Raw genomic sequence first — 14,310 nt, 5'->3', positions numbered from 1 at the left:
ACAAGATAAAGCCTTTAAGCAATTAGCTTTTAGATTATAAATATCCATGCACAATTCAACCAAAAAATAAAAATCCTTCGGCTTTAGCCAAAACTTACCCCTTCCATTTTTTTAACAATAATAACATTAGTATTTTTGCAGCAAATTATACACATGCAAAATTATTTAGAATTCAATTTCAAAATTTCCCCATTACAACCCTGGAGTGAAATATTAATGGCAGAGCTTATAGAAATAGGCTTCGATAGTTTTACAGAAGAAATTGACGGAATTTTAGGATATATTCAGACGGACTTATTTAATGAAGAAGCATTAAAGGCACTGCCTCTTTTCGGGAACGAAAATGTAAAGATTGAATATTCTTTCGAAGAGATGCCTAATATCAACTGGAACGAAGAATGGGAAAAGAATTTTGAGCCTATCAATATTGATGATAAAGTATTGATCAGAGCAGAGTTCCATGAATCTGTACCGGGAATGCATGAAATTATTATTCAGCCTAAAATGTCCTTCGGAACGGGACATCATCCTACTACTCATTTGATGATCCAGCAGATGATGGATATTGATTTCCATGGAAAGAAGGTGTTGGATATGGGATGCGGAACTTCTGTATTGGCAATTTATGCAAAACAGCAGGGAGCAGGAGATACCAAAGCAATTGATATTGATGAGTGGTCTGTAGAGAATTCCAAAGAAAATGCGGCCAGGAATAATGTAGGGCTGGATATTGAACAGGGTACTGCTGAAAATTTAGGAAAAGAAAACTACGATATTATTTTGGCTAATATTAATAGGAATATTCTGATTTCTGATATTCCGGCGTATGTTTCCGTATTGAATGAAGGGGGACAATTATTGCTTTCCGGGCTATGTTTCTTTGATGTAGATGATATCCTGGAGGTGTGTAAAGAAAACGGTCTTGAACTTAAAAAACAGCTGCAGCGTGAAGAGTGGGTAAGCCTGCTGCTTGAAAAATAATAAATACAATGATGAAGGCTTTATGGACGGCTTTATTTTTACTGACACTGCAGTTTTTTTACAGCGCAGGAAAATGAAGTGTATGCAAATGGAATTTTTGGTTTTGAGGAAAATAAAAACCAAAAGATTTTTACGGACTGGACAAGGGTGAGAAAGGAGCCTGATGTAAGTGCGCAAATTACAGATTCATTACAGACTAATTCGCAGGTAATGATCCTTAAAAAAGAAGAAAAGATTTTAAAGTTGGGGGAAAGAAGGGCAAACTGGTATAAAATCTCTTATCAGAAAGGGAGTGTAGCTTCTGAAGGGTATGTTTGGGGTGGAAACCTTTGTGTAGGGTACCGTAATAAAAATGATTATGATTTCCTTTTTGGGCTCTCAAAAACGATAGATAAAAAAAGCAAGGAATTGAATACTACCGAAAAGCAAAATATAGCCGGAGTGAAAGTGATGCAAGGAAATATGCTGCTTGATGAGGTATATTTTGATACAGGAAGAGAGGAAGAGCTGAGCTATGCAACCTTCGATATTGAAAGCAATCATAAGCTGCAGAATGTTGAACTGACACTGAAAGCAATGGTTTCCGGAGAAGCGTGTGGGATTGCAAGCTATGATCAGTATATCCTCTTTAAAGATAAAAAATTAATTGCGCTGCCTCAGTTGATGAATGTTGGAGATGCAGATGTGTTTTATCATAGCGAAGAGTACATTTTTCCTAATGATAAAGGGGGAATTCCCAATGCTTTTATTTTTAAAACGGAAGAGATGGAAAAAGATGATAAAGACCGTGAAAAAAAGAAACGTTCCTCTAAAATTTATCTTTGGGATGGAAATTCTTATAAGCTAAAATAATCAAACCATTGTCTTATATAGGATGAGGTACAAGAGAGTTTACTCTTGATAAATAATTGAAGAATTACATTCCGGATTTTAATGAATAACAAAAACCACTAAAATTATCATAGTGGTTTTTTTGTTGAAAAAATTAATTGATTTTAATTTATTATAATGAATATGTTTCCTTAATGACAGTTTTTATTAAATTATTTTTATTTAAAAAGGGAATATTTGTAATTTTTTTTAAGATTGTATAGTTGGAAAACCGCATGAAATAAGGGATTATTGAAAATATAATAAAAAATATAAATAAAATTTCTATATATCATAAAAAACGTTAATTTTGATTTGAAAATTTATTTAAAAACTAATAAACATGAAAATTCCGTTATTGCAAATTCTGGCAGTGACCATGAGCCCTATGGCTATTGGCCAGATCATTCCTCAGCCCCAGGCTAAAGCTTATTTTTCCCATGATGAGGCGGGAAATCAAATTTACCGGGGAGACTTACCTTTAATTTTTAGCAGGGTGGCGCCTAAAGACGATGAAATACCTGAAGTAAAAGCTGAGCTGGCAACGCTTCAGGAGACTCAGAATAATACAATGTCTGAAAGTCAGTTTTGGAGCCACATCAATGTGTACCCCGTTCCGGTAAAAGATGTTTTAACAATCACCTGGAACGAAAAGGTAAATGACCTTATTGCTGATATTGGCTTGTATGAGCAAAGTACCATCCATTGGGTATTCCAAAATGCAAGGATTTCTTCATTAGACAGAAAAGTTCAGATTGATATGTCTAAACAGTACATGGGAGTATATATTCTCACCTTTACACTCAAAGATGGAAGAAGACTAAGTAAGAACATTACGAAAATCTAAACATCTTTTCACTCTTATTAATCATTAACAATTCAATTAAAATAGATCCATATATGAGAAAGATATTACTTTTCATTTTATCAATATGGGCTGTACAGATTTATGCTCAGAACGGTAAATATGTCGGTTCTAAGCTTAAATCCGGTAAATCTGCTTCAAAGTCCGGCAAGTTTTCCCCGGATGCCATTGGAAAGAAAATCCCCATATCAGGGCAGGTTTTTGACCTGCCGGTGACTACAAATAAAACAGAAGTTCAGTTTAATGAATTTCACGATACCAAAGGAAATATAGAGGTCAACAATGGTGGACAGCTGCAATTTACTTTACCCATAGCCCTTCCGCCGGGGGTAAAAAGTGTAGCTCCCCAGGTGAATCTTTTGTATGCCAGTGGCTCAGGAAACGGTGTTGCCGGATACGGATGGAACATCGGAGGAATCACAGCCATAGCAAGAGTAAATAAAAATATAGAAAAAAACAATGAAATCATAGGAATTCAGTCGGATTATACGGATTTGTATAGTTTTAACGGGCAGCGGCTGATCCTTAAATCCGGCGAATACGGAAAAGACGGTGCTGAGTATGTAACCGAAAAGTATTCCAACCTGAGAATAAAATCCTATGGTGCAGTTGCCGGGAAACCCTGGAGCGGGCCATTATACTGGGAAGTGAATTTTGAGGATGGTTCCCAGGCATGGTTTGGTAATATTCCCAATAATCCTGCCGCAACTACAGACCTGCAGTATAACATCATAAAATGGAGGGATATTAAAGGAAATTATATTTCTTATGAATACGACCAGGCCGAACTTAACAACAGTAATATCACCCTCATTAAAAGCATAAAATGGGGAGGGAATGAAGTGTTGGGTAAGCCTCATTTTAACTCCATAGAGTTTAATTATATTGACCGGGCGCAAAAGGAAACAGCCTATCACCAGGGAGTTTTACACATTCAGCAGAAAATCCTGAAAGATGTGACAGTGAAAGCAAACCTGGCACAGTTTAAAAAATATGTGATCAATTATATAGATAATGGAACAAGTTATGAATTCGTAGATAAGATTACAGAATATAATGCTGCCAATGAGGCTTCCAATCCTGTTACTTTTGGATATGCCTCCAATTCTACGGGTTCTGAAGAAACTTCGAGCCAGTATAACGTCAATAACTTTAATACAAAGAAGTATGCAGATTTCAATATGGATGGTATTGCAGACTATATTGAATTTGTGTCTGCAGGAGTTATCAATTACAGAAGTTCCGTGTATCTTGGAGTAAACGCCATTTCTTTGCAGTATGATGCTTCGAAGTTTACTGCAAATGATTTCAAAAACGCTGTTCCGGTTACTTTTAAGAAAGACAATTACGTTAAAAATAAAGTAGGGCTTGTCATTCCTGTACCTAAAGCTACGAGTGTATCCTATAAAAAAGATTATGAATTCCAGGTATACTCTATCGATATTCCTAATCAGCAGCTGGTTTTTGAATACTCTAAAACCATTGATTATGATTCTTTTGCTCCTTACCTTGACGAAGGTGGATTTGGTTGTAATAACCCGTCTGTTCCGGCTATCAGTGAAGCATTGAGTTATGATTATAATGGAGATGGGATCTCTGAACTGGTGCTTAAATTCAGGATAAGCCAGCTTTGCAGTAATGGAGATCCGCTTGATCCGGGAATAATTACCAGGACCGTCAGTCAGGATACTCCTGTAGACGAAACGCCCGGAACAATGGGAGAAGATGTGGAACCTCATATAGATGGTACCAATACGGAGTCCGGTGTGCCCCCTGTGGAGGAAGAGCCGGATAATATAGCCCCGGGGCAGACATTAAAGCTGTATACCTCTTATATATTGCTGGATCTTGAGCAGAATCTGGGAATGCCACAGAGTGTCTATCAGTTTAGTGCTACAGTGGGAAATGCTAATAGCCCGATCAAGTTTGCCGACCTGAACGGGGATGGGATCCAGGAAATTATAATGCAGACTAATTCTCAATTTAGCAGTGTTTTCAATATCAAAAGAGACCTTGCTTACAATTACTCTAATGTGAATGTAGGTAATTTTGCAGGGCAGAATTTTGTAGGAACGGTATATACTGCCATGCTATTCGGAGACTTTAATGGAGATTCTAAAATGGATATCCTGGTACCGCAGGCTAACAAATCTTACAACTGGGACCTGTATATTTCAGATGGAAAAAAGTTTAATAAATATTATCTGAATAATTTCATTCTTTATCAAGCCGGAACAGAAACTTTAACATCGGGTGTCCATAATACTTTTTATGAAAGCGGATGTACCTATGGAATGCTGAGAATGTTCCAATACCAGACCAGTGATCTGGATGGTGATGGAAAAACGGAAATCCTGGTTTCCAATGTACTGTTGTACGACCACGAATGGAATGCCCACCGCGACCAGGAATGGACCAATGTAAGTGTTGCTGTTTATTCTGTTAATAAACTGGCAGGAAGCTCTAATAAAAGTATTATTTATAATCCAACACATTCACCGTTCCCGGGGGTAAATATCCCGATGGCCATAAATACGGAGAATACGGTACCGATAGATACCAATAGCGGAATCAGTTTCTTCCGTGCCAAATATTGGCTTAAAGGGTATAATGAAAAGGTTATCCCGTTCAGTACCTTAAGCCTTAACAGGGAGAACCAGCAGATCATCCTTACCGGTAAACCTGTAGATTGTCAGGGAGCAGAATGTGATTATAATTATGTCCTTCATTATAACTATACTTTCCTGCCAACCATTGCGAGAGTAACGCAGATTAAGCAAGGGGAAGTGGTTACCAATATTTTATATAAAGAACTCAATTCAACAACTGATCCTGTTTTTTATAAACCAATTAAAACAGAACCTTATCCGTATATAGAATTAGAGAAAGTTCCGCAGTCTTCTGTTGTTTCTCAGCTGATTCAGGTTAGTCCTACCTCTATCTTATATCAGGATTTCAGATACAGGGGAATGCTTTCCCATTTCCATGGAAGAGGAGTGATTGGATTCAGACAGTTTGCAAAATCCACCTGGTTTGCCCCTGGTCTTGAAGCTGCTAAATTGTGGATGGGAGCAGAAGTAGATCCTCTTAATGAATCTGTTCCTGTCAAAGAATGGACAATAAGAACCAACGATGAGGCCAAAATCTTCCCGGCTAATCTTTCGGAAACGAATACCGAGCTGCTGGCGCTCAAGAGCACTTCCTATACGACAGATAAAATCTTAAACGGACAGGTTGTGACTTCGGTAGCACCGGATGACAAAGCAAAAATTGTGACCTCCTCGGTTGTAAATCTGTCCAGAACAAAGGATTTCTTAACCAATACGGTTACTGTTAACACTACAGAATATGGAAGTTATTATTTACCGGCCCGGACAATCTCCAATATCAATGACGGATATTCCATTAAAACAGCCGAATTTGATTATTATAACAATCCGGGAGGTGTAAATGCAGATTACTATATAGGCAGAATAAAATCAAAGAACAATATTGTTCAGGCTTATAACGATACCAAATCCGGTAAGGAAGAATTCACTTATGAAAACAACCTGATAAAGACTGCTAAAAACTGGAACAGGGATAATTCAGGATATCTTCAGGAAAGTTATGAATATGATGGTTTTGGGAATGTTACTAAAAAAGTAGTTTCCAATAGCGTGGATTCACAGGTTCAGACTACCCAGAGTGCTTACGATGATAAAGGCCGTTTCATCATTAAGACAATAGATAATCTGGGACTGGAAACCAATATGATCTATAATGACTGGGGGCAGATGACGCAGCAGACTGATCCGTCTGGGAATATTATTTTGAATGTTTATGACAATTGGGGTAAAATCCTTACGATGGCTTCAAGTCTTTCGGGTGCTACCACTTATACTTATGACAAACTGGCGTTGGGGATGGGAATCAGGGTAAAAGAAACTTCTCCTGACGGAAATGAAAAAATGACTTATACCAATGCAATTGGACAAAATTATAAATCAACAGCCAAAGCATTTGGAGTAAGTAAATATGTTACCAAAGATATAGGATATGATGCATTGGGTAGAAAGATTTTCGAAACCCAGCCGTATTTTGAAGGGCAGAGTCCTACCCAGACCAACACCATGTCTTATGATGATAATTTCTTCCCTGCCAAAATTACAGCAATATCCTTCAATGGTAAAGAAAGTATTACCTCTGTTTCCGGATTTACCACAACGGTTAAGGAAGTTAATGGATATGGAAGAACGGTTTCTAAAACAACAGATGCTATTGGAAATGTTGTTTCTTCCACTGATAAAGGAGGTGTGATTCAGTTTAAGTATAACGCTGCCGATGAACAGATTGAAGCAGCTTATGATACCAATAAAGTAATTACAAAATATGATGCCTGGGGAAGACGATCAGAATTTACTGATCCATCTAACGGAACCTACAAATATGAGTATAATGGCTTTGGACAAATTCTGAAGATCACCAGTCCGAAAGGAACCAAACAATATGTTTACAATGCTTTAGGGCAGCTGGTAACACAGACAGAACTGTCTTCCGATGGTGGAGCTTCAACCACCAAAACCATTACTTTTGAATATGATACCAAAGGAAGGCTGGTTTCAAGAGCAGGTTCATCCAATGGAAGAAACTATTCAGTAACAACAACATATGATCCCCAGGGAAGAGTTTCCTCTACTGTAGAAAACAGTAATGGAAAACGTTTTTACAAAGAATATTTTCTATAATGATAGATCCAAAGTAAAATCATATGTAAAAACAATCACTTCAGGAACTGTTGTTGTTGAAGCCAATATTATCAATGAATACAATGCATGGAACGGTGAATTGTATCGTTTGAGAGATAAACGTACAGATAAGATTCTGTGGGAATTGCAGGATACAAATGCATCCGGACAGGCTATTTTATCCAAATTAGGAGAGACTACGATTACTAATATGTATGATACCAACGGTTTCCTGTCAAGCACCAACCATTCGTCTGCCGGTCAATCCGGAATACTTCAGGTAGGCTATACTTTTGATGCGATTAAAAATGAGCTGAAAACCAGAACTACGGGAGGTGATTTTAATATTACGGAAACCTTCAGCTATGATGATAACAATCGTCTGATATCCTGGACAAACCCTAAAACAGGACAAAATTCTACCAATGTTTATGATGCAAAGGGAAGAATTATGGAAAATGATCAGGTAGGAACCATCAATTATGAAGATGGCAGCAAAATCTATCAGGCAACCAGCGCAAACCTGAATTCAGCAGGAGTCCAGAATTATAACAATGACCTGATTCAGTATATCAATTATAATGAAAATAATGATCCTACTTATATTAATGGTATTAAAGGAGATGTCTCTTTCCAGTATGGGCTGACTTCTATGCGCCAGGTAGTCAACTATGGAGGAAACTTTAGTCCGAGCCAGGATGGCAGATATAAGAAATTCTATAGTGAAGACGGAAGTTTTGAAGTCATCAGGAGTAACAGCGATAAAAAGGAAAAATATATGATCTATATCGGGGGAAGTCCTTATGAAAGTAATATTGTGCTTATCAAAGGATATAATGAAGCTGTTGGAACATATAAATTTTTACACAAAGATTACTTGGGAAGCATCCTTGCTATAAGCGATGAAGATGGTAAAAGGCTGGAACAGCGACATTTTGATGCGTGGGGGAACCTGACTCATCTGAAAGTGGGAACAGGAGTTGTTACCACAGACAAAAATTCAATCAACGAATATATCCAGAAAGGCTTAATGGTGGTTGAACGTGGGTATACAAGTCACGAATATTTTTCAGAAGTGGGGATTATTCATATGAACGGAAGATTGTATGATCCGTTATTAAGAAGATTCCTGAATGCTGATGAAAATATCCAGGATCCTTACAATACACAGAATTATAACAAATATGGTTATGTATTCAATAATCCTTTGCTGTTCAGTGATCCGAGTGGAGAATATATTTTCGGGATTACAGAGGCTTTTGTAGCGGCTATCGTTATCGGAGCGATGGTAGGTACAGCCAGTTATATTATCAATACGATTATCACCGGACAGAAATTTACGCTGTTAGGTTATTTCAAAGCAGAGTTTTTTGGAGCCCTTTCCGGAGCTGTCACCTATGGTATAGGCAGTATATTTACCACCACGGCCGGGGCGGCAACGCAATTTGCGGCAAGTATCGGTAAAGTGGGATCGGCATTCCTTCAGGCTACAGCACATGGTATTGCGCAGGGAACATTGTCCCTTATGCAGGGAGGAACACACCAGGCTGGTATGATTTCAGGGTTCCTGGGAAGTATGGGAGCTACAATCTTTAAGGAAGTAGCAGGAAGTTTTGCAAAAAGTGCAGAAGGTATGGTTTTGTCAGGAGCCGTAATGGGAGGTATCGGAGCTGAGCTTACAGGAGGAAATTTCTGGCAGGGAGCACTGGTAGGAGGCGTGGTTGCAGGGTTAAATCACTATTTCCACAGCCTTGGCAAGAAATCAACCATAAGATCTTACCTTGAAAGTGCAGATATAGATCCGGATCGCGGTGCAACCTCACAAGATCCTGAATTACTGGTGACTAAAGTACCTGAATTTAAAAGGCTTAATATTAAAGGAGGGGTAACTATCGTAGAGGAATGGACAAGAAGAAGCGTTTATGGAAGTTACGAAGGCGGTAAAGTGATGTTAAACTGTAATGCAGATTTTAACAAAACAGTACTGGATTATGCCATTACACTTTTCCATGAACTTAATCACCATTTTTTCCTAACTTCGGGAATCTATGACAAGATGTTGAATCAGATGCTTGACGGGAAAAGAATAAACTGGAACATTATCAATGATAAGTATGGATTTAATGAGTACCAGGCGGCATTTGCCACTAAGAATGTTGCAGAGGGTGCACGCTATTGGAATGAAGTGGCTTTGAATGGTATCCAGGAGTGCTTTTTAATGGATAACGGCTTTTCAACAAGGTCATTAATGAGATTATACAATGAATATGTTAACGCTTATTGGGCAGGCAAGAAATAAAATCATCCTGCTTTTTGTAATAATTAATATAAACTGCATTAAAGCTCAACAGGTAACTGTTGAGCTTTTAAACCAGAATGTCGTTTATAAGAATGATGATGGGTATCATCCCGTTTCAATACGTTATAAGCTGCTCAATACATCCAGTGATTATGTTTATTTGATTCTTGGTAAAAAAAGCTTTGGAGTTTTTGGGAATCCTGACGAGTATATTTTTGATAAGGAAGGTGCGGAGATACCGAAAGATCAGATGATTTTTAATCCAAGGTTGCTTCTTTTTCAAAGCAAAAATGCTGAAAGTCCTCTTAAGCTCACGAACTTTAAATCTGTTCCGCAGTTTACGCCTGATGAATTTAATAAAAGGAGCCAGCAGGAACTCAGAATTAAGAATGACAGTACAGAGGCTGTGAAAAAATACAAAGATCTTTATTTTAGATCCCAACCCTTAAACTGGGTAGTACGGGCAAAGTACATTAATGATAATATTGTTTTTATAAAACCCGGGGAATCTGTTATAGTCAGTACCGATATAGATTTTGCATTATATGATTATAATCCTTATTTTGAAAATGGAGTAGGATATGCCCTTAAAAATGATGTATACCGGATGATGATAAAAGTGCATAATGATCCGTTATTGATCAGGGAATACCTGGATGAACGTAATACAACTAAAATAAGGAATTTTAAAGCTCAGCCTTTAAAAGAAGACTGTTATTCAGGTAAAATAAATTTAAAGGTGGAAAAATAATCATTTTCTGCTACAACTAACTGTCAGATCAGGCAGCTTATATTAAAAATAGCCCTTGCAAGATTTGTAAGGGCTTTTGTATGGTGTAAATTCTATGATATTGCTTCTCAATTTTGTTTTTATACATAAAAATAGGATTGGAAAAACCAATCCTACCAAACATGATTAAGTGTATAGTTGAGCCAATCAATGGCTACAAGGAATTAAAGTGCACAAAAAGATCTTTATTGATGCTTGATCAATATTTCCTTAAAAAATAATTAAAACTAACTTTGAGTAATTGCCGGCTTGTTTACGATGTAAATGTAGGATGAATTGCTGCTTATCAAAACAAAACCTGAGCTGATCCGGCAAAATAAGCTGATGAAACGGAGTTTTTATACAATGAAGCGTATGAACTATTCTTCATGATTCTCTAGGATTTTTATTACTTCATAGAATGTAATTGTAAAATATCCTACGGATGTGAATATTACTGTATAAAAAAACATTGAATTCTGATCAGAATTAATATTTTTACAAAAGAATAATAAAATGCCAATGATAAAGGTTGCAATTATAGAAGATGAGCCTGCCGTATGCAACGAGATTATCTTTTTGTTGCGTGATGAACCGGATTTGGAAATCATAGGCCCGGCTCATCATGTTGCCGGTGCAGTTAGATTGCTGCAGGAGCAGGAGGTGGATGTGGTGCTGATGGATATTCAACTGGTTGACGGGACAGCCTTCGATGTTTTAAAAAACTTATCTCCTGTTCCTGAAAATATCATCTTTATTACAGCTTATAATCAATTTGCAATAAAAGCGATTAAATATGGTGCGCTGGATTATTTATTGAAACCTATAGATCAGCAGGAGCTCAGGGAAGCCCTGGACCGCTACAGGCAAAAGCAGGAGAAAAATCTTCAATATGCCAAACAGCTAGAATTGGTTCGTAATACATTTGCAGATCAGCAGGCGTTACCACAACAAATTGTACTGAATTCACTCAATAATATGCGGATGATCAATGTCCAGGATATTTTGTACTGTAAAGGAGATGGTCCCTATACTTATTTTCATTTGAAAAATGGTAGAAATGAGCTGGTTTCAAAACCCCTTAAATATTATGAAGATCTGTTACCTTCCCCTTACTTTTTAAGAAGTCACCAATCTTACCTTGTTAACCGGAGCCAGATTACAGGCGTGATCCGTTCAGAATATCTGATCTTACAGAACGAAGAACAGATACCTGTTTCCTCCCGTCGAAAAAGCTATATACTTAACTTATTATCCATTAAATAGATGTATCGTTATCTTTCTTATTTTGGGCTCGTGATTGCCTTGTTTACTCTGATGTATTGTAAAAAATCACAAAAAACTGAAAACAATGAATCCCCCCTTGCCGAACCTATTAAAAAACTGAGTGAGGCAAAATTATCTCCACAAAATAAAGACTCCCTGCTGGCTGCCTGGCGAAGCTTTGAGCGTAATGAACAAGTGCAGCGGGACACGGTTTTATCAACAAGGGTAAATTACGGCCTGGCAAGGATGCATGCCATGTTGGGAAAAGACTCTGTTGAATATTATATTGAAAAGGCACTTACGCTTATTGAATCTACTAAAGATAATTTACCGGATAAAGCGTTGGTATATAACGGAATGGGGAATATTCTGATGGCCAATGGAAAAGAACACCAGGCAGCCTTTTATTATAATAAGGCGGCAGCTATTATTCGTTCGGATGCAGGATTAAAACTATCGGCAGAAGCAAAAACCAGTATGTTGCTCTCCGCAGCCCAGAGTAATAGATATTTATATGATTATGGATTGGCAAAAGAAATGAACCTGGCTGCTCTTAAATTAGTAGATAGTCTGCCGGAGGGGCATGTGAACCGCCAAAGAGCATTGGTGCAGATTATTCATATTCTGGCCTTACAAAAGATGCCTGGTGACAGTATTAAAATATATCTGGAAAAATTGGAGACCTTACATAAAAAAAATCCGGAAGCTTATCAAAAAAAATACTATTACAACAGTAAAATTAAACTTTTTCGAAAATAGCGGCAAAAACGACTCCCTGCTTCACTACCAAAAATTAATGAAAATAGAGGAAGAAAAGATCTTTGAGAGAGATAAAGCCCCATCTGTTGTCAATAATATGTTTTTAGCTCATGCCAATATAGGAGCTATTTTTATTGAAATGAAAAAAGGAGACAGTGCCCGGGCAGCATTAGCGGAGGCTAACAAAGTATTATCTGCCTATAAGGATAAAATAGATACCAGTAATGTCATTATATACAGGACAGACCTTGCAAAGCTGTATGACCTGAAAGGTGACTATAAAAAAGCGGCAAAAGAATTGGACACTATCAGATCTTTACAACAGCAGTATTTTCAAAATAAAAATACCCGGGCAATTGCTGAAATGAACGCTTTGTATCAGATTCAGGCCAAAGATAAATCCATCCGGATGCTGAATGAAGACATTCAGATCAATCAATTGGAATTACAACAAAACCGGTTATGGCTTATTGTTGTAGTTTTGATTGTTGTCCTGCTTTTAGGACTGATTTGCTTCCTGTATTATTATTACCAGCAGCGCAGGAAAAGCCAGGAAAGAGAAAGGTTATTACTGCAGCAGCAATTATTACGGACGCAGATGGAGCCTCATTTTATCTTTAATACCCTGGCTGCAGTACAAAGCTTTGTACGTCTGGATCAGAAAGATGCTGCAATTCAGTATCTGAACCGGTTTAGCAGGCTTTTACGAAGCAGTTTAGAACTAAGCCGACAGCAATATGTGCCTCTTGATGAAGAAATTGAAACACTGGATAACTATCTCAGGTTGCAGCAGATGCGGTATGATCACGGATTTTCTTACGAGCTGCAATATCCTGAGGAACAGGACCTTGGTGCGATAATGGTGCCTCCGATGCTTGTACAGCCTTATGTGGAAAATGCTATTGTACACGGGATTAATATTGACAGTGATAAGGCTCTTATTTCCGTTGTTTTTGAACTTCAAAAAGATATTCTTGTCATACGTATTGCCGATACAGGTAAATTACAAAAAGTGTCTAAAACATCCCACCGTTCTTTATCCGGGGCAATCAGTAATGAACGTATTTTGTTATTGGGGAAAAAAGCAAGTGTGGAAACCTCTGTTTCAGAGGCCGGAGGGCGATGTGTTACTTTGCACATCCCTGTTGTTTTTGAAAAATAATATGGTGATTTTTACCTGATGCGAGATAAAATATAAGCGATGTAAAGCGAATTGTAAATGTAGGGATACGAATTGTAAACCAGTTGAGGAAATCTCCCTGAATATTTGTTTCTTGCAGTGAAATTATTAACCAGGGGTAAAAACACACCATGAAAACTTAAGTTATGTACATGACAGAATCATCGATGTCTTGTATGAAGAATAAGAACTTCACAAGCAAGCCATCCCAAGGAGGTAAAGCAGGGATAAATCAATTCAGAAATGTAAAAGAGGGTAAACCTTTTAGGTTGTGGAATTAATACATTATGGATTGAAAATCGTTGAATCTCAAATGTTGATAATGAATGTTTCAAAAGTCTAAGAACTCGTTTCTTAGGCTTTTTTATTGTATAAAGAATGGTGGATCAAGCGGAAAAGTTGGGGGCATATAATATTTAGATCTATTTAATTTTTAAAATTCACGCAAAGATCTTTTGACTACTCTTCATTTTAAGTAAGCTAAGAAATGAATCGATCTTAATCGATTCTGATGAAGCGAACACTTTGCATGCGCTTAGTCAGCAGCTACGCTGCCTTCTTTGTCTACTTGAAATAGAACATTATTTTTTTAAA

The 14,310-nt window shown here is 37.4% G+C and carries 9 protein-coding genes; all 9 read left to right on the top strand.

Annotated features, from left to right (window positions below; genetic code table 11):
- Positions 1 to 153: 153 nt before the first annotated feature.
- The 9 genes from prmA to HX13_RS22315 all read left to right on the top strand — a co-directional run bounded on the left by prmA (position 154) and on the right by HX13_RS22315 (position 13,698).
- Entirely contained in the window at positions 154 to 981 is an 828-nt protein-coding gene (gene prmA / locus HX13_RS20430) for a 50S ribosomal protein L11 methyltransferase (RefSeq protein ID WP_050022580.1), read from the top strand.
- Between the two features lie 78 nt (positions 982 to 1,059).
- Positions 1,060 to 1,833 carry an SH3 domain-containing protein gene (locus HX13_RS20425; protein ID WP_238555569.1) on the top strand — a complete coding sequence of 258 codons (774 nt, stop codon included), beginning with the start codon at positions 1,060 to 1,062 and terminating at the stop codon, positions 1,831 to 1,833.
- Positions 1,834 to 2,194: 361 nt separating this feature from the next.
- Positions 2,195 to 2,698, top strand: a complete 504-nt coding sequence (locus HX13_RS20420; RefSeq protein ID WP_050022579.1) for a hypothetical protein — start codon at positions 2,195 to 2,197, stop codon at positions 2,696 to 2,698.
- A 53-nt stretch (positions 2,699 to 2,751) separates the two neighbouring features.
- A complete protein-coding gene (locus tag HX13_RS20415) occupies positions 2,752 to 7,443 on the top strand; it encodes a SpvB/TcaC N-terminal domain-containing protein (protein ID WP_050022578.1) in 4,692 nt (1,563 codons plus the stop codon).
- Positions 7,409 to 9,742, top strand: coding sequence for an RHS repeat domain-containing protein (locus HX13_RS20410; protein ID WP_050022577.1), 2,334 nt, complete (start codon positions 7,409 to 7,411; stop codon positions 9,740 to 9,742). The genes HX13_RS20415 and HX13_RS20410 overlap by 35 nt, the downstream gene beginning before the upstream one ends.
- Entirely contained in the window at positions 9,711 to 10,493 is a 783-nt protein-coding gene (locus HX13_RS20405; protein WP_128572538.1) for a hypothetical protein, read from the top strand. The genes HX13_RS20410 and HX13_RS20405 overlap by 32 nt, the downstream gene beginning before the upstream one ends.
- A gap of 534 nt (positions 10,494 to 11,027) precedes the next feature.
- On the top strand, positions 11,028 to 11,777 hold the full coding sequence (locus tag HX13_RS20400; protein WP_238555568.1) for a LytR/AlgR family response regulator transcription factor: 750 nt from the start codon (positions 11,028 to 11,030) through the stop codon (positions 11,775 to 11,777).
- Positions 11,778 to 12,536 carry a hypothetical protein gene (locus HX13_RS22320; RefSeq protein WP_128572537.1) on the top strand — a complete coding sequence of 253 codons (759 nt, stop codon included), beginning with the start codon at positions 11,778 to 11,780 and terminating at the stop codon, positions 12,534 to 12,536. It begins immediately after the preceding gene.
- A gap of 37 nt (positions 12,537 to 12,573) precedes the next feature.
- Positions 12,574 to 13,698, top strand: coding sequence for a sensor histidine kinase (locus tag HX13_RS22315; RefSeq protein WP_128572536.1), 1,125 nt, complete (start codon positions 12,574 to 12,576; stop codon positions 13,696 to 13,698).
- Positions 13,699 to 14,310: the final 612 nt, after the last annotated feature.

It is taken from the genome of Chryseobacterium sp. P1-3, from assembly GCF_000738495.1.
In the GTDB taxonomy this organism is placed as follows: Bacteria; Bacteroidota; Bacteroidia; order Flavobacteriales; family Weeksellaceae; genus Chryseobacterium; species Chryseobacterium gallinarum.
This window is presented reverse-complemented; position numbering and strand designations above follow the sequence as displayed.

Coding starts and splice junctions, on each gene's coding strand:
- prmA (WP_050022580.1), top strand. CDS start 154: ATGCAAAATTATTTAGAATTCAATTTCAAAATTTCCCCATTACAACCC.
- HX13_RS20420 (WP_050022579.1), top strand. CDS start 2,195: ATGAAAATTCCGTTATTGCAAATTCTGGCAGTGACCATGAGCCCTATG.
- HX13_RS20415 (WP_050022578.1), top strand. CDS start 2,752: ATGAGAAAGATATTACTTTTCATTTTATCAATATGGGCTGTACAGATT.
- HX13_RS20410 (WP_050022577.1), top strand. CDS start 7,409: ATGGAAAACGTTTTTACAAAGAATATTTTCTATAATGATAGATCCAAA.
- HX13_RS20405 (WP_128572538.1), top strand. CDS start 9,711: ATGTTAACGCTTATTGGGCAGGCAAGAAATAAAATCATCCTGCTTTTT.
- HX13_RS20400 (WP_238555568.1), top strand. CDS start 11,028: ATGCCAATGATAAAGGTTGCAATTATAGAAGATGAGCCTGCCGTATGC.
- HX13_RS22320 (WP_128572537.1), top strand. CDS start 11,778: ATGTATCGTTATCTTTCTTATTTTGGGCTCGTGATTGCCTTGTTTACT.
- HX13_RS22315 (WP_128572536.1), top strand. CDS start 12,574: ATGAAAATAGAGGAAGAAAAGATCTTTGAGAGAGATAAAGCCCCATCT.